This window comes from Collimonas sp. (assembly GCF_035566375.1).
Lineage (GTDB): Bacteria > Pseudomonadota > Gammaproteobacteria > Burkholderiales > Burkholderiaceae_D > Collimonas.
In genome coordinates this window covers 1-23,636 of the sequence record NZ_DATMRK010000062.1, presented here as the reverse complement: position 1 = coordinate 23,636, position 23,636 = coordinate 1, and the positions used below count along the sequence as shown (strand labels likewise).

21 protein-coding genes are annotated in these 23,636 nt (G+C 58.7%); 13 read left to right on the top strand and 8 right to left on the bottom strand.

Features of this window, described 5'->3' with window-relative positions; translation table 11 throughout:
• Nucleotides 1-7: 7 nt before the first annotated feature.
• Nucleotides 8-928, top strand: coding sequence for an ABC transporter permease (locus VNZ60_RS19645; protein ID WP_325662138.1), 921 nt, complete (start codon nucleotides 8-10; stop codon nucleotides 926-928).
• Nucleotides 929-985: 57 nt separating this feature from the next.
• Nucleotides 986-2,128 (top strand): BMP family ABC transporter substrate-binding protein, encoded by a 1,143-nt coding sequence (locus tag VNZ60_RS19640; RefSeq protein WP_325662136.1) that lies wholly within the window; start codon nucleotides 986-988, stop codon nucleotides 2,126-2,128.
• 101 nt (nucleotides 2,129-2,229) lie between these two features.
• Here VNZ60_RS19640 and VNZ60_RS19635 read toward each other — a convergent pair whose 3' ends face one another.
• The 4 genes from VNZ60_RS19635 to VNZ60_RS19620 all read right to left on the bottom strand — a co-directional run bounded on the left by VNZ60_RS19635 (nucleotide 2,230) and on the right by VNZ60_RS19620 (nucleotide 6,877).
• On the bottom strand, nucleotides 2,230-2,694 hold the full coding sequence (locus VNZ60_RS19635) for a nuclear transport factor 2 family protein (protein WP_325662134.1): 465 nt from the start codon (nucleotides 2,692-2,694) through the stop codon (nucleotides 2,230-2,232).
• A 133-nt stretch (nucleotides 2,695-2,827) separates the two neighbouring features.
• Nucleotides 2,828-4,405: an aldehyde dehydrogenase (NADP(+)) gene (locus VNZ60_RS19630; RefSeq protein ID WP_325662132.1), complete on the bottom strand. Its 1,578-nt coding sequence runs from the start codon at nucleotides 4,403-4,405 to the stop codon at nucleotides 2,828-2,830.
• 499 nt (nucleotides 4,406-4,904) lie between these two features.
• Complete coding sequence (gene kdgD / locus VNZ60_RS19625; protein ID WP_325662130.1) at nucleotides 4,905-5,816, bottom strand: 5-dehydro-4-deoxyglucarate dehydratase; 912 nt, start codon at nucleotides 5,814-5,816, stop codon at nucleotides 4,905-4,907.
• A 299-nt stretch (nucleotides 5,817-6,115) separates the two neighbouring features.
• The gene (locus tag VNZ60_RS19620) at nucleotides 6,116-6,877 is read right to left on the bottom strand and encodes a FadR/GntR family transcriptional regulator (protein WP_325662128.1); all 762 of its coding nucleotides are present in this window, start codon (nucleotides 6,875-6,877) and stop codon (nucleotides 6,116-6,118) included.
• Between the two features lie 260 nt (nucleotides 6,878-7,137).
• On the opposite strand from VNZ60_RS19620, the gene VNZ60_RS19615 reads away from it, so the two are divergent.
• The 3 genes from VNZ60_RS19615 to VNZ60_RS19605 are packed head-to-tail and all read left to right on the top strand — an operon-like array spanning nucleotide 7,138 to nucleotide 11,231.
• A complete protein-coding gene (locus VNZ60_RS19615) occupies nucleotides 7,138-8,502 on the top strand; it encodes an MFS transporter (RefSeq protein WP_325662281.1) in 1,365 nt (454 codons plus the stop codon).
• Complete coding sequence (garD, locus tag VNZ60_RS19610; RefSeq protein WP_325662127.1) at nucleotides 8,499-10,073, top strand: galactarate dehydratase; 1,575 nt, start codon at nucleotides 8,499-8,501, stop codon at nucleotides 10,071-10,073. Before VNZ60_RS19615 ends, garD begins: the two co-directional genes overlap by 4 nt.
• A 51-nt stretch (nucleotides 10,074-10,124) precedes the next feature.
• Nucleotides 10,125-11,231, top strand: a complete 1,107-nt coding sequence (locus VNZ60_RS19605) for a lactonase family protein (protein ID WP_325662125.1) — start codon at nucleotides 10,125-10,127, stop codon at nucleotides 11,229-11,231.
• A 44-nt stretch (nucleotides 11,232-11,275) separates the two neighbouring features.
• Here VNZ60_RS19605 and VNZ60_RS19600 read toward each other — a convergent pair whose 3' ends face one another.
• A complete protein-coding gene (locus VNZ60_RS19600) occupies nucleotides 11,276-12,178 on the bottom strand; it encodes a LysR family transcriptional regulator (protein ID WP_325662123.1) in 903 nt (300 codons plus the stop codon).
• 198 nt (nucleotides 12,179-12,376) lie between these two features.
• Between VNZ60_RS19600 and VNZ60_RS19595 the strand changes: the two genes are divergently transcribed.
• Nucleotides 12,377-13,126 (top strand): glucose 1-dehydrogenase, encoded by a 750-nt coding sequence (locus VNZ60_RS19595; RefSeq protein ID WP_325662122.1) that lies wholly within the window; start codon nucleotides 12,377-12,379, stop codon nucleotides 13,124-13,126.
• A gap of 23 nt (nucleotides 13,127-13,149) precedes the next feature.
• On the opposite strand, the gene VNZ60_RS19590 is transcribed toward VNZ60_RS19595, so the two are convergent.
• From VNZ60_RS19590 to VNZ60_RS19580, 3 genes are all read right to left on the bottom strand, one after another.
• The gene (locus VNZ60_RS19590; RefSeq protein ID WP_325662120.1) at nucleotides 13,150-14,193 is read right to left on the bottom strand and encodes a questin oxidase family protein; all 1,044 of its coding nucleotides are present in this window, start codon (nucleotides 14,191-14,193) and stop codon (nucleotides 13,150-13,152) included.
• Between the two features lie 109 nt (nucleotides 14,194-14,302).
• Nucleotides 14,303-15,613, bottom strand: a complete 1,311-nt coding sequence (locus VNZ60_RS19585; protein WP_325662118.1) for an ATP-binding protein — start codon at nucleotides 15,611-15,613, stop codon at nucleotides 14,303-14,305.
• A complete protein-coding gene (locus VNZ60_RS19580) occupies nucleotides 15,603-16,277 on the bottom strand; it encodes a response regulator transcription factor (protein WP_325662116.1) in 675 nt (224 codons plus the stop codon). The genes VNZ60_RS19585 and VNZ60_RS19580 overlap by 11 nt, the downstream gene beginning before the upstream one ends.
• A gap of 249 nt (nucleotides 16,278-16,526) precedes the next feature.
• Between VNZ60_RS19580 and VNZ60_RS19575 the strand changes: the two genes are divergently transcribed.
• From VNZ60_RS19575 to VNZ60_RS19545, 7 genes are all read left to right on the top strand, one after another.
• Complete coding sequence (locus VNZ60_RS19575) at nucleotides 16,527-18,713, top strand: TonB-dependent receptor domain-containing protein (protein WP_325662114.1); 2,187 nt, start codon at nucleotides 16,527-16,529, stop codon at nucleotides 18,711-18,713.
• 49 nt (nucleotides 18,714-18,762) lie between these two features.
• Complete coding sequence (locus tag VNZ60_RS19570; RefSeq protein ID WP_325662112.1) at nucleotides 18,763-19,440, top strand: MotA/TolQ/ExbB proton channel family protein; 678 nt, start codon at nucleotides 18,763-18,765, stop codon at nucleotides 19,438-19,440.
• Between the two features lies 1 nt (nucleotide 19,441).
• Entirely contained in the window at nucleotides 19,442-19,840 is a 399-nt protein-coding gene (locus VNZ60_RS19565) for an ExbD/TolR family protein (protein ID WP_325662110.1), read from the top strand.
• A gap of 11 nt (nucleotides 19,841-19,851) precedes the next feature.
• Entirely contained in the window at nucleotides 19,852-20,538 is a 687-nt protein-coding gene (locus VNZ60_RS19560; protein ID WP_325662108.1) for a TonB family protein, read from the top strand.
• A gap of 104 nt (nucleotides 20,539-20,642) precedes the next feature.
• Nucleotides 20,643-21,362 carry an acid phosphatase gene (locus VNZ60_RS19555; RefSeq protein WP_325662106.1) on the top strand — a complete coding sequence of 240 codons (720 nt, stop codon included), beginning with the start codon at nucleotides 20,643-20,645 and terminating at the stop codon, nucleotides 21,360-21,362.
• A gap of 150 nt (nucleotides 21,363-21,512) precedes the next feature.
• Complete coding sequence (locus VNZ60_RS19550) at nucleotides 21,513-22,298, top strand: hypothetical protein (protein WP_325662104.1); 786 nt, start codon at nucleotides 21,513-21,515, stop codon at nucleotides 22,296-22,298.
• A gap of 716 nt (nucleotides 22,299-23,014) precedes the next feature.
• Nucleotides 23,015-23,353, top strand: a complete 339-nt coding sequence (locus tag VNZ60_RS19545) for a hypothetical protein (RefSeq protein WP_325662102.1) — start codon at nucleotides 23,015-23,017, stop codon at nucleotides 23,351-23,353.
• Nucleotides 23,354-23,636 lie beyond the last annotated feature (283 nt).

The window sequence follows — 23,636 nt, the reverse complement described above, 5'->3', positions numbered from 1 at the left end:
AGGGCACATGGAACAATTCGCTTCTCTCATCGCCGCCTCGATCAACGCCGGAACGCCGTTGCTGCTGGCCGCGCTCGGCTTGCTGATCAACGAACGCGCAGGTGTCCTCAATCTTGGCGCGGAAGGCATGATGCTGGTGGCCGCCATCGCCGGCTTTGCGGTTGGCTACACCACCCATAGCCCGATGCTAGGCTTCCTGGCTGGCGCCCTCAGCGGGGTCTTGATGGCGGCGCTGTTTTCCTGGCTGGCGCTGGTGCTGGCGACCAATCAGGTGGCTACCGGGCTGGCTTTGTCGATTTTCGGCGCGGGGCTGTCGGCCTTCATCGGCCAGCGCTTTGTCGGCCTGGCTTTGCCTTCGCAAACGCTGTCGATTCCCGTGCTCAAGGATATCCCGTTCCTCGGCCAGGCTCTGTTCCAGCAGCATTGGATGAGTTACCTGGCGTTGCTGTTGTGCGCCGCCATCGGCTGGTTCATCTATCGCACCCGTGCCGGCCTGATCCTGCGCGCCGTCGGTGAATCGCCGGAATCGGCGCATGCGCTGGGTTATCCGGTGCGCTTGATCCGCTTTGCCGCGCTGCTCTTCGGCGGCGCCTGCTGCGGCTTGGCCGGGGCTTATCTGTCTTTGGTATATACGCCGATGTGGGTCGAAGGCCTAGTCTCGGGGCGCGGCTGGATCGCGCTGGCATTGACTGCATTTGCTACCTGGCGGCCGGCCCGCGTGCTGCTGGGCGCACTGCTGTTCGGCGGCGTCACCATCCTCCAGTTTTACCTGCAGGGCATAGGCGTGACGCTGCCGTCGCAAATTTTGTCGATGCTGCCGTATGTCGCCACGATCGTAGTGCTGGCGCTGATTTCGCGCAATCCCGACTGGATTCGCCTGAACATGCCGGCTTCGCTGGGCAAGCCTTTTAAACCGGGTGCAAGCTAAGCAACCGGTGAGATAGCAAGTTGATAGTAAGTTGACCAACCACCAAGGGAGAACCACATGAGAATTTCACGCAGGGCATCACTCGCAATGCTCACCGCACTGGCAGCCGCCACGCTGATCGGTTGCGGCAAGAAGGAGGAGGCGGCGGCGCCGGCAGCTTCCGCTTCGGCGCCGGCAGCAGCGCCGGCCAAGGCCGAGCCGCTGAAAGTGGCTTTCGTCTATATCGGGCCGGTGGGTGACGCCGGCTGGACCTTCGCTCATGACAAGGGACGCAAGGCGGTCGAGGAAAAATTCGGCGATAAGGTGAAAACCACTTTTGTCGAAAACGTGCCTGAATCCGCTGCCGACGCCGAGCGCGTGATCCGCCAGTTGGCGGTCGATGGCAACAAGCTGATCTTCGGCACCACCTTCGGCTATATGGAAGCGATGCTGAAAGTAGCCAAGGAATTCCCCGACGTCAAATTCGAACACGCGACCGGTTTCAAGACTGCCGACAACCTGGCGCAGTACGACGTCCGCACTTATGAAGGCGCATACCTGGCCGGCGTGGTGGCGGGCAAGATGAGCAAGTCGGGCAAGCTTGGCGTGGTCGCTTCGGTGCCGATTCCTGAAGTGATCCGCAATATCGATTCCTTCACTCTGGGTGCGCGCTCGGTCAATCCGAAGGCCACCACGCGTGTGGTCTGGGTCAACAAATGGTTCGATCCGGGCAAGGAACGCGAAGCCGCTACCACGCTGATCGGCCAGGGCGTCGATGTGCTGATGCAAAATACCGATTCCGCCGCTGTGGTGCAAACCGCGCAGGAAAAGGGCGTGTACGCCTTCGGCTGGGATAGCGACATGACCAGCTTCGGCCCGAAAGCCCATCAGGCGGCGTCGATCATCAATTGGGGCGTGTACTACAACAAACGCGTCGGCGAGGTACTGGACGGCAGCTGGAAAACCGGCAGCAGCTGGATCGGCCTGAAAGAAGACGGCATCGATCTCGGCGCCTTCAATCCGGACTTGCCGGCTGACGTAAAAGCCCTGGTGGCGGAGCGCAAGAAAGCCATCATCGACGGCAGCGCGCCGATCTGGAAAGGCCCGATCATCGACAACACTGGCAAGGAAGCTGTCGCCAAGGATGTTGTTGCCGATGATGCTTTCCTGCATGGCATCAAGTTTTATGTACAGGGCGTAGAAGGTAAAGTGCCGGGCTGATCGCACAAAGAGTTGTGCAAATTCCGGATTGGCCTGGTTGCAAGGCCGATCCGGAATGATCGTAATCAAATCCTTGATCGTTGCACCAAATTACCCCTGCCTCAAGCGCTGAAGCGCACCGCCTGCCGTGCCAGCAAGCGCCAATGGCCATCTTGTTTTTTCCAGACCATCAGAATTTTCAAAGAGACGTTGCCGGCATTGCTGGAATCGTTGGTGACGGCTACGAAAGTATGGCGCACCGTCGCAGCATCCCCAACGACTTTGATGCTCTGATCCGACAGGGCGATGCTGGTGAAATCCGATGTGCCGCTGACTAGCGCGCCTATGAATTCGGCCTTGTTTTGCACCTTGCCGTTCGAGTGGCCGTAACTCAACTCATCCATCACCAATTGTTCGAGCACCGTGCGATCGCCGGGATGGACCATCGCCGCGCGCAATTTCTCGACCTGTTCCGCTACCGTTTGCTCGTCGCCGGCCGGCGCCGCTGCCGTTGCTGCTACCGCTCCTTGGGCGATGAGCATGGAGCAAACCAGCGCGCAGCAAAAATACATCCATTTTTTAAACATGAGGTCTCCTAGGTGTTAATTCAGCGATGAGGCAGCTACTCCGTGGCCCGCTAAGTGGGGTCAGAGTGAAGTTTCTGCAAAAAGCGCGCAGAAAGTTCACTCTGACCCCAGTTAGCTCAGTTAGCTGCGTTTGTTAAGCGCTGATGAATTCCCCGTCCACCAGGCGCGTTAGTCCCAAGGGATTGCCGTCTTGCAGAGCCGCCGGCAATAAAGCTGCAGGCAAATCCTGATAACACACCGGCCGCAGGAAGCGCTCGATGGCGCTGGCGCCGACCGAGGTGCTGCGGCTATCCGAGGTTGCGGGGAACGGGCCGCCATGCACCATCGCATAAGACACTTCAACGCCAGTCGGATAGCCGTTCACCAGTATGCGGCCGGCCTTGCGTTCGAGCGTCGGCAGCAGTTTCCTGGCCAGTGCGTGATCGGCGTTATCCAGTTGCAGCGTGGCAGTCAGTTGACCAGCCAGGTGTTCAGCGACAGCAGACATTTCCTCTTCATTCCGGCAGGCGACAATCAGCGAGCTGGGGCCGAAGACTTCATCTTCCAGTTGTTCGGTGGCGAGGAAGGTCGCGGCGTCGGTGCTGAACAATCTGGCCTGGGCGGCGCATGGAGCGCCTGCCGCCAAACCTTGGCCGAGGCTGCTGACGCCGGCAATCGCGCTCATGCGTTCGACGCCGGCGACATAGGCGTGGTGGATGCCGGGTGTCAGCATGGTACCGGCGGCCTTGGTTTTTAATGCCTGCAATGCGGTTTCCTGGAACTGTGCCAGATGCTCGCCTGCGAGACCGATCACCAGGCCGGGATTGGTACAGAACTGGCCGACACCCATGGTCAGCGAATCGACGAAAGCGCTGCCGATCTGGCTGGCGCGCGCAGCTAATGCATGCGGCAGCAAGAACATGGGATTGATGCTGCTCATTTCGGCATACACCGGAATCGGTTCACGCCTTTGCGCTGCCGCGCGCATCAGCGCCAGGCCGCCTTGGCGCGAGCCGGTGAAGCCGACTGCCTTGATGGCGGGATGGCTGACCAAAGCCTGGCCGACTTCGTTGCCATTGCCGATGATCAGGGAAAACACGCCTTCAGGCAGTTGGCAGGCGGCGACTGCTTGTTGAATCACGCGTCCAACCAGTTCCGAGGTGCCGGGATGGGCGTTGTGGGTTTTGACCACCACCGGGCAGCCGGCGGCCAGTGCCGCGGCGGTGTCGCCGCCGGCTACTGAAAAGGCTAGTGGAAAATTGCTGGCGCCGAATACCGCTACCGGGCCGATGGCGATCTTGCGTAGGCGCAGGTCGGGGCGAGGCGGGGTGCGTTCTGGCGTGGCGGAATCGAGGGTGGTGTTGAGGTAGTGGCCGGCGCGGATTACTTTGGCGAACAGGCGTAGCTGGCCGACTGTGCGGGCGCGTTCGCCTTCCAGGCGGGCTGGCGGCAGGCCGGTTTCTTGGGTTGCACGTTCGATCAGTGTCGGTCCTAGCGCCAGGATGCCGGTGGCGATTTCTTCTAAGAACTGGGCGCGTTGTTGGGCTGTGGTTTCGCGGTAGGTGTCGAAGGCTTGTTGCGCCAGGGTGCAGGCGCGTTCGACTTCGGGTTTGCCGCCGGCGCTGAAATCGGGGGCGATTTTTTCGTTGGTGGCGGGGTTGATTGCGCGGAATGTGCCTTCGGTGCCGCGTGCGGTGGATTGGCCTATGAGCATTTCGCCGGTGATGTTCATTTGATTTCCTTGGTGTTTTTCTGGGAAGAGTTAAATGGGGTCAGAGTTTTTTTTCGCGGCCCTTTGCGAAAATTACTCTGACCCCTTTTAACGGGCCACGGAGTACGTACCGTGGCATGCGATGAGAGGTCGTCGTTACTTAAAACGTTTGCTACTCCGTGGATACACGCCGGGGGTAGCCCGGCAGCTACGTACTTTCTTTTGCTTCGCCAAAAGAAAGTACGCAAAGAAAAGGCGACCGCAAAGCCGTTGCCTTCCCTTCGGTCAGGTCCCCAAATGAGGCGCGTGTCAGTCGGGTGGAAAGACCAACTCGCTGCGCTCAGACATGTCTTCCCACAATTCCCGACTGACACGCGCCACATTTGGCAACGTCCCAATGCGGGGTACGTCAAGAGCAACGGCAACTTCAAAAACAACTTCAAATTCAACAGCAACAGCCCTGCATTTTTCGCAGCAAATATATTGATCGCGCCTGCGTTGCCGTTGCGTACTTACATAATCACTGCGGCCCTTGCGCCACGATCAGTGCTTTCAACTGTTCGCATTCTTCCTGATTGAGATCAATCAACGGCGTCCGTACCGGGCCACCATCATGGCCGACGATGGTGGCGCCGGCTTTGACGATGCTGACTGCATAGCCGGCTTTCTTGTTGCGGATTGCGAGGTAGGGCAGGAAAAAATTGTCGATTAGTCGGCCGCTGGTGGCGTGGTCGTCGTTTTTGACGGCGTTGTAGAAATCGATCGCCATCTTCGGCAGGAAGTTGAATACCGCTGACGAATAAACCGGTACGCCTAGCGCTTTGTACGGTGCGGCGAACAGTTCTGCGGTGGGCAAGCCGCCGAGGTAGCTCAGGCGGTCGCCGAGGCGGCGGCGGATCGATACCATTAATTCGATATCGCCGATGCCGTCCTTGAAGCCGATCAGGTTGGGGCAGCGTGCTGCCAGTAGTTCCATCGAGTCTGCATTCAGGCGGCAGATGCCGCGGTTGTATACCACTACGCCGAATTTGACTGAGTTGCAGATGGCTTCGACATGTGCGACTAAACCGTCTTGCGAAGCTTCGGTGAGGTAATGCGGCATCAGCAGGATGCCTTGTGCGCCCAGGCGTTCTGCTTCTTGCGCAAAAGCGATGGCGCTGCGGGTGGGGCCGCCGGCGCCGGCCAGGATCGGCACTTTGCCGCGGCAGGTTTCAACCGCCAGCCGCACCACGTCGGAATATTCAGAGCTGGTGAGCGAAAAGAATTCGCCGGTGCCGCCTGCCACAAACAAGGCGCTGGCGCCGTAGGGAGCCAGCCATTCGAGCCGTTCTGCATAAGTGCTCGGGCGGAAATTGCCTTGCGCATCAAAATCGGTGATCGGGAAGGACAGCAGGCCGGAGGAAAGCGTTTGTTTGAGTTCTTGAGGATTCATGGTCTCGGTATTGTGGTGTGCTGCGGTTGATGATCGAGCGCCTGCGCTGGATAGGGGCGTATCGGCGTCCGGACGATTAAGTTATCAGTCATCGTACAACAAAGATTTGCAGTATGCAAGCCGGGAACAGCTGTTTGTTTAGCGCGGAAGAGGGGATGTCGGGCGCAAAAACCCGGGAGAACGACAAGCGGCGACCAGGATGCAGCGCGTCGCTAAGAGGAGTTTTGTGTTTGTTTTTGCAACGCTGCCGGATGCAACGGCAGCGCAATCGTGCGGCGCCGGCCGCCGGCTTGCGAGATTTACGAGCTCAGCGCCATGCTGTCCTGCACCTTGCGCAAACGCTCGCGGCTATTGCTCAGGTGGGTCCGCATCGCGGCCCGCGCCGTCTCCGGATCCTGGCGCACGATCGCATTGTAGATATCTTCGTGTTCGCGATGGACGCGGTCCAGGTAGGCCGCCGGATCGTCATGCGCCAGCTTGGCCGAGTTGATCCGGGTGCGCGGAATGATGGTGGTGCCGAGCTGGGTCAGGATGTCGACAAAGTAGCGGTTGCCGGTAGCCTGCGCGATGTGCAAATGGAATTGCACATCGGCTGCCACCGAGTCGCCGTGCTCGTTGGCGCTCTTTTGAAAGGCGTCCAGCGCCAGCCGCATTTGCGCCAGTTGTTCATCGTTGCGGCGCGCCGCCGCCAGTCCGGCGGCCTCCGCTTCGAGGCTGATGCGCAATTCCAGGATGGCCAGGATATCGCGCATGGTGACCACGGTTTCCGGATCGATGTCGAAATTGCCGGAGCTGCTTGCAGCCAGGACGAATGTGCCGATGCCGTGCCGGGTCTCTACCAGGCCCGAGGCTTGCAGATGTGAAATCGCTTCGCGGATCACGGTGCGGCTGACGCCTTGGGTACGCATCAATTCGGATTCGGTAGGCAGCTTATCCCCTGGTTTGCTGCTGCCGTTGCGAATGCTGTCGGCAATATTGGCGACGACGCTTTGCGCCAGGTTGCGATGTTTTTTGCGCGGAGCGCTGGCGGCGGGCTGAAGATCGGTGAGCGGTGTATTCATGGGAGGGCCGCAAGAAAGGTAAATCCAGTTGCTAAATTATTTTTCGCTGATTATACTACGATTCAAGTTGTAGGATGACTGATAACATAAGCGTAGTTTAGCGCAGGTTAAACTTCAAGAACAATAAGAGCAGCGCCTTGTTGCAAGTTGGCCAAGCAAGTTGGTCAATACAGGCGCTGACTCCGGCAAAACAGGAGACGTAGGTGAATATCGAAAAAACGGCGGGGCCGGTAGCGGCCCAACCCGGCAGGCTGCGTTACATGATTTTGTTCATGCTGTTCATGGTGACAACTTTCAATTACGCCGATCGCGCCATTTTATCCATTGCAGGAACTGCAATGAAGAGCGAACTCGGGTTCGACGCGGTCACCATGGGTTTTATCTTTTCGGCTTTCAGCTGGGCTTACGTGCTGGGGCAGTTGCCGGGTGGCTGGCTGCTTGACCGCTATGGTTCGAAACGGGTCTACGCCGCCAGCATCTTCATCTGGTCGCTATTCACGCTGCTGCAGGGAGGCGTGCATTTTCTCGGCGTCTTGTGGGCGGTGCCTGCATTGTTCATGCTGCGTTTCATGGTCGGCCTGGCGGAAGCGCCGTCCTTCCCCGCCAACGGCCGTATCGTCGCCGCCTGGTTTCCGACTGCCGAGCGCGGCACCGCCTCGGCGATTTTCAATTCCGCGCAATATTTCGCCACCGTGTTGTTTGCGCCCTTGATGGCCTGGATCACGCACGCTTACGGCTGGTCGGCCACTTTTGTCGTCATGGGTGTGGCCGGGCTGGTGTTGAGCATGATTTGGCTGCGGGTGATGCATAGCCCGAAACAGCATCCGCGCATGCGCCCGGCGGAACTGGCGCATATCCGCGACGGCGGCGGCCTGGTCGATATGGATCAAGGCCTGGCGACAGCGCAAGGCGACGGCAAGAGCAACAGCAGCAGCGCTCAGGTAAACCGCGGCGTCAAGCTAGGCTATCTCAAGCAGCTGCTCAGCAACCGCATGCTGGCCGGTGTCTATCTCGGCCAATACTGCATCAATACGATTACCTATTTTTTCCTGACCTGGTTCCCGATCTACCTGGTGCAGGAACGCGGCATGTCGATCTTGAAGGCGGGCCTGGTGGCTTCCTTGCCGGCGATTTGCGGCTTTCTTGGCGGCGTACTGGGCGGCATGATTTCCGATCGCCTGATCAAGCGCGGCCTGTCGCTGACCTGGGCCAGAAAGATTCCGATCGTCGCCGGCCTGCTGCTGTCGACCAGCATGATCTTGTGCAATTACGTCGATACCCAATGGCTGGTGGTTGGCATCATGGCCTTGGCGTTTTTCGGCAAGGGCGTAGGCGCCTTGGGCTGGGCGGTGGTGGCGGATACCTCGCCGAAAGAGATCATCGGCCTCACCGGCAGCCTGTTCAATATGTTCGGCAACATCGCCGGCATCACTGCACCGATCGTGATCGGTTACATCATCAAGCAAACCGGTTCCTTCGAATGGGCGCTGGTGTATGTCGGCGCCAATGCCTTGCTGGCGGTGATCAGCTATCTGGTGATTGTGAAAGACATCAAGCGGGTCGAGCTCAAGCCGCTGGACAACGGCGGGCAGCCATACAAGAAATTATCTGGAGTGGAGTCATGATCAAGCAAGCAGCAGACAACAACACGCCCCTGTATATCCGCATGCAGGAGCAAGACAACGTCGCCATCGTCGCCAACGACGGCGGCCTGCCGGCCGGTTCGGTGTTTCCTTGCGGGCTGGTGCTGCGCGACAAAGTGCCGCAAGGGCACAAGGTCGCCCTGCGCGATCTGGCAGAAGGCGAAGCTATCGTGCGCTATGGCGTGGCGATCGGTTACGCGCAACGGCCGATTGCGCAAGGCAGCTGGATTGAAGAATCGCTGGTAAGGATGCCGCCGGCGCGGGAACTAAGCAACTTGCCGATAGCTACGCGCATTCCTGCCGCCGCCGCGCCGCTGGAAGGCTACACCTTCGACGGCTATCGCAATGCCGACGGCAGCGTCGGCACCCGCAACATCCTGGCGATCAGCACCACAGTGCAATGCGTTTCCGGCGTGGTGGAGCATGCGGTCAAGCGCATCAAGGCTGAATTGCTGTCCAAATACCCGAACGTAGACGATGTCATCGGCCTGGAACACACGTATGGCTGCGGTGTGGCGATCGATGCCCCGGGCGCAGAGATTCCGATCCGCACCTTGCGCAACATCAGCATGAATCCCAACTTCGGCGGCCAGGCGATGGTGGTCAGCCTGGGTTGCGAAAAGCTGCAGCCGGGCCGGCTGTTCCCGCAAGGATCGATCCCGATTCAAAACACCGGCGGCAAGCAAGACGGTTTGCGCGTGGTGTGTTTGCAAGATGTCGAACACGTCGGTTTCGAGTCCATGATTGCAGCAATCATGGCCACCGCAGACGAGCAACTGGGCGAACTCGATCAGCGCCGTCGGGTTTCCTGTCCCGCGTCGGAGCTGGTGGTTGGCGTCCAATGCGGCGGCAGCGACGCCTTCTCCGGCGTGACGGCAAATCCTGCGGTCGGTTTCTGTACCGATCTGCTGGTGCGCGCCGGCGCCGCCGTGATGTTTTCTGAAACCACCGAAGTACGCGATGGCGTCGACCAGTTGACCGCGCGCGCCGTCAACGCCGATGTAGCGCAAGCCATGATCCGCGAGATGGCCTGGTATGACGACTATCTCACCCGCGGCGGCGTCGACCGCAGCGCCAACACCACGCCCGGCAATAAAAAAGGCGGCCTTGCCAACATCGTCGAAAAGGCCATGGGCTCGATCGTCAAATCCGGCAGCAGCGCGATTTCCGGCGTGCTCGCACCGGGCGATAAGCTGAAGCAAAAAGGCTTGATCTATGCCGCCACGCCGGCCAGCGATTTTGTCTGCGGCACTTTGCAACTGGCGGCCGGCATGAATTTGCACGTATTCACCACCGGCCGCGGCACACCCTATGGCCTGGCCGCGGTGCCGGTCATCAAGGTGGCCACGCGCAACGACCTGGCGCGGCGCTGGCACGACCTGATGGATATCAACGCCGGCCGCATCGCCAGCGGCGAGGCCAGCATCGAAGAGGTCGGCTGGGAGTTGTTTCATCTGATGCTGGAGGTTGCCAGCGGCCGCAAGAAAACCTGGGCGGAGCATCACAAATTGCATAACGCACTGACGTTGTTCAATCCAGCGCCTATCACCTGACGGGAAAAAATGCATCCTCACTTGACTCGACTGTGTACTTCTCTGGCGTGCATGATGATCAGCGCATCTACTTCGACCTTGGCCTCGACCTCGGCCTCGGCCTCGGCCTCGGCCTCGGCCTCGGCCTCGGCCTCGGCCTCCGCAAGAACCATGGTGTATGTGTCGAACGCCGACAGCCGCGACATCTATGTCATGCAGCTCAACCAGGCAGACGGCAGCGCCGCCATGGTCGAGAAAGTGGCAACCGGCGGCAGCGTCATGCCGTTGGCGGTCAGCCCGGACCGCCGCTTCCTGTACGCCTCATTGCGTTCGCTGCCGTATTCGGTCAGCAGCTACGCCATCGATAGCCGAAGCGGCAGGCTGAATCTGCTGTCGAGCGTGCCTCTGGCCGACAATATGGCCAATCTGGCGACTGACAAGAGTGGCCGGTTTTTGCTGGCGGCGTCCTACACCGGCAACAAGATTTCCATCAATCCCATCGCCGCCAAGGGCGATGTCGAAGCAGCGCCGGTAGCCGTGATTCCGACTCGCGAAAAAGCCCATGCGATAGCGACCGATCCCGCCAATACGCATCTGTTCGCCAGTAACCTGGGCGGCGACATCATTTTGCAATACCGCTTCGATGCTGCCAGCGGCCAGGTTACGCCCAATCTACCGCCGTATGTGGAAACAAAGCATGGCGCCGGTCCGCGTCATTTCCTGTTCGATCGCCGCGCCCGCTTCGTCTACGGCACCAACGAGCTGGACGGCAGCCTGAGCACCTATCGCTACGACGCCAGCAGCGGCGCCCTGACGCTGCAGGCCAGCGTTTCCCTGCGGCCCAAGGATTTCCAGGGCGCGGTATTGGCCCCGGCCGATCTGCATCTGACGCCGGACGGCCGTTTCCTGTATGCCTCGGAACGCACTTCAAGCACGCTCGCCGGGTTTGCGGTCGATCCTGACAGCGGTGCGCTGACCTTGATCGGCAATTTCCCGACCGAGACCCAGCCGCGCGGCTTCAACATCGATCCCAGCGGACGCTTCCTGCTAGCCGTCGGCCAGCAATCGAATCGCATGAGCAGCTACGCAATCGACCAAAAGACCGGTGCGCTGCACTTGCTGCATCAATATGAGATGGGGAAAAACCCGAACTGGGTCGAGATCATCGATCTTCCATAATTGATTTCCCTTCAGGGAGGCGTACCTGATCCGCCGCAGCTGATTCAATACGTCAGGGCGGAAAACCGTTCAGCAAGCCAGTCGATGAATACCCGCAAGCGATTGCTCAAGTGCCGGTTGGGTGCATACACCACGTGAAACGGATAGGGTGCAGGCTGCCAGTCTTGCAGCAAAGGCAGTAGAGCGCCGCTGTCTATGTGGGGTTGCGCGGTGTAGGCAAACGTATGGATGACGCCCAGCCCGGCAAGTCCGGCGGCAAGATGCGCATTGCTTTCATTGACGCCAACCGTGCGTTTTCCAGTAATCTCCAGCTTCTCTTTGCCACGCGCAAACTGCATCGGTATGACGCGGCCGCTGCGTGCCGACAGATAGCTGACGACCACATGATCCTTTTCCAGTTCAGCCGGATGCCGCGCCACACCGTGCTGCTGCAGATAGGCCGGGCTGGCGCACGTCACCCATGATGCATTGCCGATATGCCGTGCAACCAGCGACAGGTCGGTCAGCACGCCGCCGCGGATCACGCAATCGATATGCTCGCCGATGAGATCGGCGTGGCGGTCGCTGACACCAAGATCGATACGGATTTCGGGATACAGCGCCAGGAATTCCGGCAACGCCGGAATAATCACCAGAGCGGCGAGCGAGGCTCCGCATTCGATGCGCAGCAGGCCGCGCGGCTTGCTTTGGGCGGCGTCGAAGCTGGTGTCGAGGTCATCCAGCTGTTTCAATAACAGCATGGTCTTTTCATAGTAGGCGGCGCCGTCGGCGGTGACCGCGACGCGGCGCGTGGTCCGCTGCAACAGCTTCACGCCCAGGTGCAGCTCAAGCGACTGGATCAGCTTGCTCATCGTCGCATTCGGCATCTGCAAGGAATCGGCCGCCTTGGTAAAGCTGCCGGCTTCCACCACGCGGGCAAAAGCGCGGATAGCCAGTAATTGGTCCATTACGTCCTCTCAAAAGCTCGCCTTCGCTATCCCCAAGCCAAATAACCTGGCGTATGGATTATCCACGTGCGGGAATAAAGTATTCGTATTTTGCCACTTTATTCAACAATCCGATGGCAGTAGAGTGAAGCTGTCGTCATCAACGGCCGCACCAATACTTGGAAAACGGCGGCCCCAACACTTCACAAGGAAAATATCATGAGCAAGAAACTGGAAGGCAAAATAGCATTGATTACCGGCGGCAGCAGCGGCATAGGCCTGTCCTCGGCCCAGGAGTTTGCAGCACAGGGCGCTACCGTATTCATCACCGGCCGGCGCCAGGCAGAACTGGATGCTGCGGTAGCAGCGATAGGCAAAAATGCGATTGGCATACGCGGCGACGTGGCGCAACTGGCCGACCTCGACCGCATCTACGCCGAGATCCGGCAGAAAGCGGGCCATCTCGACATTGTTTTTGCCAACGCCGGCGGCGGCGACATGCTGCCCTTGGACGCCATCACTGAAGAGCATTTCGATCGCATCTTCAATACCAACGTCAAGGGAGTCTTATTTACTGTGCAAAAGGCGTTGCCTCTGCTGAAGGATGGCGCTTCAGTGATTCTGGCGGCGTCCACCACCGCTACCAAAGGCACGGAAAATTTCAGCGTCTACAGCGCCAGCAAAGCAGCGGTCCGCAACTTCGCTCGTTCCTGGTTGCTGGATTTGAAACCGCGCCGGATTCGGGTCAACGCCATCAGTCCCGGCCCGGTCCGCACTCCGGGCTTGGGCGATTTGGTGCCGGCCGAACATACCGAGGGATTGTTCGCTCACCTGTCGACGCTGGTGCCGATGGGCCGCCTGGGCGAGCCGGCGGAAATCGCCAAGGCGGTTTTATTCCTGGCGTCCGACGACAGCAGCTTCGTCAACGGTATCGAGTTGTTCGTCGATGGCGGCACTGCGCAAATCTGATCAACTTGCTTGTCAATGCGCCTTCAATGCATCTGGAACATGCGACCTGCCCGTCTTGCCGCCGCCGCCAGATAAAGCGGCGACGGCGCGCGCAGGTTTTCGCAATAACAGGTGTACACCATCTTGATCACATGGTCGTCGTCGGAGGCGATGGCGGTGGTGAACAGATCCTGCCAGGTGTCCGCGCTGTTGGCCAAGGGCTCATCGTCATCCAGCATTGCATTTGATGCGGTAAGTGGCGGGGCGCCTATCGATACATAGGTGGCGCAAACCGCTATCCATACGTCGGGCAGCAAACGCTGCGCCAGCGTTTCCGGCAAATGCGCAAGGACGCGGCGCGCCGCATGCAGGCCGGTGACGATATGCAAGGCCGTGAAATTATTGGTTTGCCAATACAGGGAAATTGCCGCCTGCGCCATGTCGTCGAGCAATCCTGGTTGGGTTGGCGCTGCCGGCAGCGTTGCATGAAACCGCGGATCGGCAACTACCGCTCGCAAGCGCGTTGTAATCCAATCGCCTGTGAATTTCGCGCCACCGAAGGTGCGCGATAAACCATCCCACGCTTGATTCACTGAAGCGGCCGGTGCGCGCTGCTCCGCCCCCATATCGATGTGCAGATTGGCGCTGACCAGCGCTGCCAGTCCGGCGGCGATTTCGCCGACATGCTGCGCTTCCAGGCCGTAGCCGAGCCGGATCAAGGCGTGGAACGCGGTGCTCGCGGGGGCGAACGGTATCCGGCTCAGCACTTGCTCAAGGACGGTATCGGCGCCGGCGCTCCAGATCCATTCCTCAAAGTATTCACGCAAGGCGGAGAAAGCATTGGTGTCACCTATGCATGCCAGCCATGTATCGCGGCTGACCGGATTGACCACGGGCCGGGCCGCAGCGGCGAAGCGGCGCTCCCACATATCGAAAAATTCCTGCAGGCGCGCCGCTTGCGCCCCCATTCCCGCCAGCGCGCACAGAGCCATCGGACAGTGATTGGCGAAGCCCTGGTTATCGTCGGCAAAGCGGACATTAGCGTCGAGCAGGCGGTGCAGGGTTGGCTCGCGTAGTCGTTGATTCATGTGAAAGCCCCAAGATCAGTGGTTGACCGGCGCAGTATGCAAGTTCAAGTGAACTTGAAGTCAACAAGAATTTGCAGAGCGCTGCACAGCTCTCACTACACAACTCCCGCTACACAGCTCTCTTAAAGATCACGCTGGCTCTCAATCCGGATAGCCGTTGCGCCTGTCCAAGCTGTACTTCGGCTTGATGCAGTTCAGCCACCTGCTTGACGATCGCCAGGCCGAGCCCGCTGCCGGTCGCTTGCGGCACCAGGCAACGATAGAAACGGTCAAACACGCGTTCCTGTTCGGCCGCTGGGATACCCGGCCCGCTGTCCTCGATTTCCAACAGGATGTCATCCTGCCTGGCATGGATCGTGACGTCGACCTGGCCGCCGCTGGGCGTGTAGCGCACCGCATTGTCGATCAGATTGCGCAGCAGGATGTGCAAATGATGTTCCGATCCCATGATGACGCCGGCGTCGAGCTGCTCTACGCCGAGATTTATTTCGCGTGTGTTGGCAAACGGGATGAGATCGATGATCACCTCGCGCGCTATCTCATGCAGTTGCAAGCGCGTGTGCGGATCGTGGATGCCGGCCGACTCCAGGCGCGACACCATCAATAATTGTTCAACCAGATGGCTGCTGCGTTTGACGCCCGCCTTGAGGTCGGCCAAGGCATGGATTTCGCGTCCGCTGCCTAGCGATTGTTCCACCAGCTGGGTCTGGATTTGCAAGGTGGCCAAGGGCGTGCGCAATTCGTGCGAGGCGTCGGCAATGAATTTTTTCTGCCCCTCCAGGGCGACGCTCAGACGCTGGAGCAAGGTGTCGAGCGCATGTGTCAGCGGTTTGATTTCGGCCGGCTGGTCTTGCGCAGTCAGCCGGCCCAGCGTGTCGGGAGTGCGCTTGGCCAGTTCTTGTGACAGCCGCGTCAGCGATTGCAGGCCGGTGCCCACGCTCCAATGGATCAGCAAGCCCATGATCAGTAAAAACATCAGCAGCGGGATCAGGGTGCGCAGTGCATGGTCGAGCGCGATATTGCGCCTGCCGCTCAAGGACTGCGCCACCTGGATCAGGTTGTGGTCGGTCTTGCGGATGAACAGCGTCCATTCGCTATCGCGCCATCGCACCTCGCTGAATCCCGGCGTTGTGAATTGCGGCAGAGAGATGCCGGCGTGCGAACGATAGCTGAGTTTACCGTTCTGGTCCCAGATCTGCAGGATGCTGTCATCGCCGTCGTATTTCAGCGCCGGTGGATTTCTTTCCAGATCGCCGCCGCTGAAATCGGCTGGAATGGCAAAGGCAATCTGGCTCATCTGGTCGTTATAGATATCGGCCAGCAGGGCACGGTCGATCAGGTAATCGGCCAGCACAAAGCAGGCGCCCAGGATGGTTAATCCGGACAGCAGCCAGAACAGCAGGCGGTTCCTAATCGACACACAGACTCTCGGCGGTCAGCATATAACCCAAGCCGCGGATGTTGCGAATCACGCTGGACGATAATTTTTTCCGCAGGGCGTGAATGTGCACTTCGATGGTGTTGCTCTCGACCTCATCGTTCCAGCCATAAACCTTGTCGACCAGTTGCGCGCGCGACAGCACCGCGCCCGGTTTCTCGATCAGCGCCGCCAGCACCATCATTTCACGGCTGCTCAAGGCGACATTTTTTCCCTTGTAGGCGACGGTATTGCTGGCCGGGTCGAAATGGATCTCACCGTGTATCAGCAGCGAGCTGGTGCGGCCGCCGCTACGCCGCAGCAGGGCGCGCACGCGCGCCGCCAGCTCGTCCAGGTCAAACGGTTTGCTCAGGTAGTCGTCGGCGCCGGCGTCCAGTCCTTCGATCCGGTTCAGGACGCGGTCGCTGGCCGAGAGAATGATCACCGGCGTGCTGTTACTGTCGGAGCGCATTTTCTTCAGCACTTCCAATCCCGATTTGCGCGGCAAATTCAGATCCAGCAACACCGCTGAATAAGACTCTGCCGCCAGCGCTGCTTCGGCGGCAATCCCGTCCTGGGTCCAGTCGACGACGAAGCCGTAGCGATAGAAGCCTTTGCGGATGCTGTTACCCAGCATGTAGTCGTCTTCAATCAGAAGTAAGCGCATCGGGATGTTCGCCTTAGTCGACCTTTGACGATAGCAGCCGAATATGACGAGCGCGTGAAATTTGCAGGGGATTGACATAAATAATACAAATTCCGCGCAGCTCATTTTCGCTTAATTTTCAAAGCTTATGCTTCGCCCCGAACTACGGCCGGCACGCCCGACCTCGCCGGCCGCAAATCAATCGCTGCAAATTCACTGCACATTCACTTTCGATTTTTACGACACGATTCTAAAAAAGGAAACCTCGCAATGAAGCGCCCCAGTTTGAAGCCGAATTTAAAGCCGAACACCCAGCAAGTCTTGCAAGCGTTAGCCATCATGTGCATGGCCGCACCAGTCATCGCCGCTGCGCAGCAAGCAACGGATCTTGGCGCGGTCAGCGCCAGCGGCGGTCCCGGCGCCGTTGAAATTACCGGAAAAATAAATACCGCTACCAAGACCGCGCCAGTGCAGGGTTCGCTGGAGGCGCGTTCGGCGCAATCGATAGTGAGCGATGAATTCATCCGTAACCTGACCTCGCCGGTAGCCGATTTCAGCCAGGTGCTGCAGATGACGCCGGGCATGTACAGCTACAGTCCGAACGGCGTTGGCCTGGGCGATACCAAGACTTTCTTCCGCGGTTTCTCCGACGGCGACTACAGCATCACCTTTGACGGCATTCCTTTTCAGGACACGAATAGCGCGACGCATCACAGCTGGGCTTTTTTCCCGAGCCAGTTCCTGGGCGGCGCGGTAATCGACCGCAGCCCCGGTTCGGCCGCCACCATCGGCCCGGCCAACTTCGGCGGTTCGGTCAACCTGCTGTCGCGCAATCTGGAGCCGGAGCGGCGCATCAGCGCCTTCGATTCCTATGGCTCGTTCAACACCAAGATCTACGGCGCCGAATTTGAAAGCGGCCAGTTCGGCGGCGACGGCGCTTCCAACCTGCTGCTCAACGCGCATCAGATGACGTCGAACGGCTATCAAAGCTACAACAAGCAGACACGCGATGCGGTGTCGCTCAAATATCAGTACGCGATTACCGACAATACGGCTCTGACCCTGTTCGGTTCCTATATCGACCTGAAATCCAATACGCCGAATACCAAGGGCGCGACCCGGGCCCAGATAGCGCAATTCGGCGATGCTTATTTACTCAGCAACGATCCCAAGCAAGCTAACTACTGGGGCTACAATTTTTACCACGTGACCTCGGATTTCGAATACGCCGGCCTCAGCTCGAACCTGGGCGGCGGCTGGAAGCTGGACGACAAGCTCTACACCTACGCCTATCACAACCAGCAGAACTACAACGGCAGCACCATCACCGCCACCAGCGCCACCGACAAGCTCAACAGCTACCGCACCTACGGCAATCTGCTGCGCCTGAGTCAGGAATCCAGCTTCGGCATTCTGCGCACCGGCCTATGGACGGAAAACGCTGACACCAACCGTTATCAGATCCCGTCCGATCCGCGCACCTGGGTAGACGCCGTGCTGCCGAATTTTCACGAGCGCTTCAAGACCACTACCGTGCAGCCGTTTGTCGAATATGAGTTCCAGGTCGCCAAAGATTTGAAAATCACGCCGGGTATCAAGTATTCCTCATATCGCCAGGACCTGACCCAGTACGCCGATAACGGCAAGACCGTCGGCAATCTCGGCGGCAAGCCTAGCGTCGCCCATGCAGCGACCTACAGCACGGTGCTGCCGTCTATCGATGTGCATTACATGTTGCAGCCGAACTGGTCGGTCTACGGCCAATACGCCACCGGCGATGAAATTCCGCCGAGCAGTGTGTTCGATGTCAAGAACGCTAACGTCACCGCCTTGCCGTCGTCGATCAAGAGCAAGACTTTCCAGATCGGCTCGGTCTGGAAATCCGATCGCTTCACCTTCGATATCGACGCCTACCATATCAAGTTCGACAACGCCTATTCATCCTTCACCGACAATGCCGGCAATACCACCTTCTTCGCCAACGGCAGCTCTACTACCCAAGGCGTCGAAGCAGAAGGCAATCTGGTGCTGGGCGCCGGCTTCAGCCTGTACGCCAACGCCACCTACGGCACCGCCAAATTCGCCAACGGCCAATGGGTAGCCAATGCACCTAGCGATACCGAGACGCTGGGCTTGAATTACAACCAGGGCGGCTGGGATATCGGCTGGCTCAACAAGCGCGTCGGCACCCTGTACAACGACAACGGCAACGTCCATCAGGCAGTCAAGATCAGTCCGTTCACCATTTCCAATCTATTCGTCAACTACACCATCAAGCACCCGACCCAGTTCATCAAGCAGGCCAAGATCCAGTTCGGCGTCAACAATCTGTTCGACAAGCACAGCATCGTTGGCGTCAATCCGGCGACGACAACTACCTCGGCGCCGGCGCCGGGCGATGTGTTGACGCTGTTGCCGGCGCGTAGCTTGTCGCTGGCGCTGAACCTGGATTTCTAAGTATTGGACGAACGGGGAGCTTGCTCCCCATTTTTATGGAAATCGCATCATGAACATTTCACATTTATTCGAACTGGCCAACGATTCAGGCGGCACGCTTTACCTGATGCTGGTGCTGCTGCTGGTGGCTCTGACCGTGATCATCGAACGCGCGCGCTACCTGTCCAATATGCAGCACGGCGGCGAGCAGATCATTGCCATGCTCAAGCGCGCAGAGGGTGGCCTGGAGCAAGCTGCGACTTTGCCGCCGACATTGGCGCGGCTGCCGCACGGCCGTCTGTTCGAGGTGCTGCAGCAAGAACCGGCCAACGGCGACCGCGCTGCCTTCGACGGCCATCTGGAAGAAGCCATCATGCATGAAGTGCCGACCCTCGACCGCTCGTTGTGGTTGCTCGATACCGTGGTCACGCTGGCGCCGTTGCTGGGTTTGTTCGGCACCATCATCGGCATGTTCAACGCTTTTCATGTACTCGGCGACGCGCAAAACGGCGCAGCCCAGGTGACCGGCGGCATTGCCGAAGCGTTGATTGCCACTGCCTCCGGTTTGTTTATCGCCATGATCGGGCTGGCCTTCTTCAACGCCTTGCATACCCGCGTGCGGATCGTGCTGCATCAATTGGAAACCATCAAGATCATGCTGCTCAATCGCCACGAACGGATGCAAACGCGGGCGGCGTCGGCTGCATCCAATGTGAAGTCGATTTCACATCCGGCGGCGAGGGCTTGAGATGCGTTATCTGGAAACCAAGAAGGCCAGGATAGAAATCATTCCGATGATCGATATCATGCTGTTCCTGCTAGTCTTTTTTGCCATGCTGACGCTACGCATGATCCCGGCTTCCGGCCATCTGACCAAGCTGCCGACCAGCTCCACAGCGGTCAGCATTCCCGCGCCCAAACTGTTGGTGGAAATCCAGCAAGACGGCACATTGCTGGTGGAGGGCCAGCAGCTGACGCCGGCGCAATTGACCGACAAATTGCGCCAGCAAGACAGTAGCAAAACCGCCGTCACCATCGCCGGCAATCAGAGCGCCTCGCTGCAGCAAGTGATGGCGGCCATCGATGCGATCAAAAAGGGCGGCGTCACCGAGCTTGGCCTGGCTACGCGCAACGGCGATAGTAAATAAGGGCGGCAATCTTGACTATTTTTCGCCATTTTCCGAGTCGTGCCTTTGCGTTGGCGATCCTGGCCGAACTGGCCATCGTCGGCGGCCTGGCGCTGATTCTGACCGGCGTTGTATCGTCCAGACCGGCCCTGTCGGAACCGGTGCCGATCACGCTGGTCGCTGAAGAACCGGCGCCGCTGGAGCCGAAGCCGCCAGCAGCGCCGACCCCGCCAACTCCGCCGCCGCCGGTCGCCATGCCCAAGCCACAGATTCAGCCGAAGACAAAAACGGCGCCGCCGAAACCCGCAGCGCCGGCAGCAGCCGTCCCGACTCCAGAGCCGGCGCCCAGCGAACCGGCGCCAGCCGCCGCAGCGCCGACTGCGTTTTCCGAACCGGTACGGACGCCGCCAGCAGCGCCGCCCGCCGGCGACAAGGACGCGCCAAACGCTGAGTACGCGGCCAAGGTCAAGGCTGCGGTGCAAGCTGCCGTGGTGTATCCGCCGGCAGCGGCGGCCTTGCATTTTTCCGGCCGCGTACGGCTTGAATTCCATCTGCGCGACAGCGTCGCTGGCCAGGCCCGGATCGTCACCGCCAGCGGCGTCGGCATGATCGACCGCGCCGCTCTGCAATCGGTGCAGAACGCCAGTTATCCGGCGCCCCCGGCCGAGATGCAGGGCAAGGATCATGTGTATCAGGTCTGGGTCGAATTCAAATCTTGATGCTGATTTTCTCTTGCGATTTAAGCTTGTGAATCAGGCTTGTGAATCAATCTTGTGAATCGATCCCATTTTTATCAACGCGTTTTTATTTGAAAGTACCGTTCATGCGTAAATTCATTGCCTCCGTACTGCTCATGTCCTTCGTCGCCTGTAGCGCTCCGGTGCTGGCGCGCGAGGAAAATCCGTTTATCACATCCAAGGAAATCGACCTGATCAAGTTGTTGCCGCCGCCACCCGCCAACGATTCCCCGCAGACCAAGGCCGAGCTTGGCGAAATCCTGGCTCTGCAAGTCGCGCGCACACCGGAAATGGTGGCGCGTTCGCAAGCCGACGCCACGGAAGACATCTGGCGTTTTGCCGATGTAATGGGAGTCAGATTCAAACCCGATCAATTGCCGCTGTTCACCAAGTTTTTCCTGCGCGTGGTCGCATCGGAAGGCGCCGTGGTCGACACTTACAAAGATATCTGGAAGCGCCCGCGTCCGTACCTGTATAGCGACCTGGTCAAGCCGGTAGTCAAATTGTCGCACTCCGGCGCCTATCCATCGGGCCACGCCACCGCCGGTACGCTGATGGGCATCGTGTTGTCCAACATGGTGCCGGAAAAGCGCGCCGAGATCATGGCGCGTGCCGCTGAATACGCCAACAACCGCATCGTCGGCGGCGTCCACTACCGTTCCGACATCGAGACCGGCCGCATTACCGGCACTGTGATCGCCGCCAGATTGCAAGCCCGGGACGATTTCAAAACCGCGTTCGACGCCGCCAAGAAGGAATTGCGCGGGGTGCTGGAACTGGGGCCGGAGCCGGCCGCGAGCATGTAAGCCCATGCATGGTTTCATGCTGGAGGAAAGCCAACCCAGCGGTTGGCTTTTTTTTTAGCCTCCGTTTATACAATCCGCTCGCATTTTTACGACATCTTTATACGCGCTTATCTAGACTGGTTTCATCAGAGTTGCTATGCGAGACCTATCATGATCATCACAATTTTCAGCGCAGACGAATTTGCCAAACGTTCAATAATTGCGCTCAATCTGGCGGCAGATTGCTTGCTTGACCACCGCAAGGTATTGCTGGTGGACGCCACTGCTGCGCAGTATGCGCTGAGCTGGAACGCAAGGCGCAGCCGCAGCGGCGCTGGCGGCAAATCGAAGATAGTCATGCGCAGCAGCGAAGATCTGCAATCGGAACTGGAAGATCCGGCCTCCTACTATCGCAGCCGCTATCAGGAAATAATTATCGACGCCGATGGCAGCAATGTCCGCATTACCGACGCGCTGCTGGTCGCTACCGATGTGCTGGTAATTCCAGTCCATGCTCGTCAAAACATCAACCGGGAAGCCCTGATCCAACGCATCGAAACCTTGCGCCTGTTCAACCCGGCGTTACGTGTACTGATAGTAGAAATCCAAGCCATGAGTGCCTTTGCTAGCGACGTTATAACCGAGACCAATCCCGCCCGGCTCGTAGCAAAAGAAATCCTGACATCGACACTAGCCGACACAGCAATCCATGAATGGATAGACGACCGCAGCATCTTCGATCAAGGCCTGTCGATATTCGAATGCAACCCACGCAACCAGCGCGCCATCGCCGAGATCAAGGATCTCCATCAAGAGATCACAAAAACCAGAACCCAACCGGTGGAACCTGCCGCCAACAGCCTGGCCATATTGCACGCCTTGCAAAGAAGAACTCAGGAAAAACAGCTATGCCACATCGGTGTCGATGTTCTTCAAAGAGAACCAGTGCGCGGCTGATGCGGGGGTAGTCCGGCAGCCACTCACTTCCTTAGTCAATTGGGGTCAGAGTTTTTTTACGACGGCTTCATCGTCGTAAATTACTCTGACCCCAATTGACGGGCCACGGAGTACCTGCCGTTGCGTTCGGTGAACGGTCGTAGTTACCTAAAACGTTAGCTACTCCGTGGATGCACGCCGGGGGTAGCCCGGCAGCTACTCACTTTCTTTTGCTTCGCCAAAAGAAAGTAAGCAAAGAAAAGGCGACCGCAAAGCCGTTGCCTTCCCTTCGGTCAGGTCCCCAAATGTGGCGCGTGCCAGTCGGGTGGAAAGACCAACTCGCTGCGCTCAAACATGTCTTCCCACAATTCCCGACTGACACGCGCCACATTTGGCAACGTCCCAATGCGGGGCAAGTCAAAAGCAACCGCAACCGCAACCGCAACATCAGCGAGCGCCTGCTCAGGTTTTAATTGTCGAAGCAACAAATAGCGTTTATAGTTGTTCGTCCCTGAAAAAAACAGGGATCAGGTTTGGAAGCCTGGATTGCAAAAAGCGCACAAACCGCGCCATGCGGTTTTTTCTTGTGCGTTACCTTTGTACGTCCCTATGGGCGGCAATGGTAGGGAGCCTTCGGGCTGCCGGTTTTCCTTTTTGCACCGGTCTTCCAACCTTGCCATCTGCCGCCCTCCCGTTTGGAAGCGAGAGCCGGCTTAAACGCAATCATGGAGCTCGTTATGACTAGCATTAACTCGTCAACACAATTCCCCCATCAATCGATTAAAGCCGACCACCAGCCCTTGTCCTGGCTAATCGAAGAACTGCGCTTCGATGCAAACATGCAATTCCTGGCCCACACGCTGGATATGACTCAAGGTATTCAAACGTGTCTGGGTTTGATCCACGCCAGCAATCAGGCGCGGGAGGAAGGCGATCCGGCTTGTCCGCCGACGTTGAATGTTTCCGATACCGAGTGCTTGACGCGGCTGGCAATGGCGGTAGCCGGTTCGTTGTCGGAACAGGCGGAGCGGCGTATTGACGTGTTCAACCAGCGGTACCTGGATAGCGCTGAGTAGCGCTATTCAGAAAAATCGATCAGCACGCAATTAGTCCGCAAATTCGCTTCAAACTCCTGCTCAAATACCGTTGCTTGAGTATGCCAATACAAAAAGCTTGCCACCTGTCGCCGTTGCCGTTGCTGTTGACGTTGCTGCTGTTGTTGACGTGAATTCCGCATTGGGACGTTGCCAAATGAGGTAGTGGTCAGTCGGGAATTGTGGGAAGACATGTTTGAGCGCAGCGAGTTGGTCTTTCCACCCGACTGACCACTACCTCATTTGGGGACCTGACCGAAGGGAA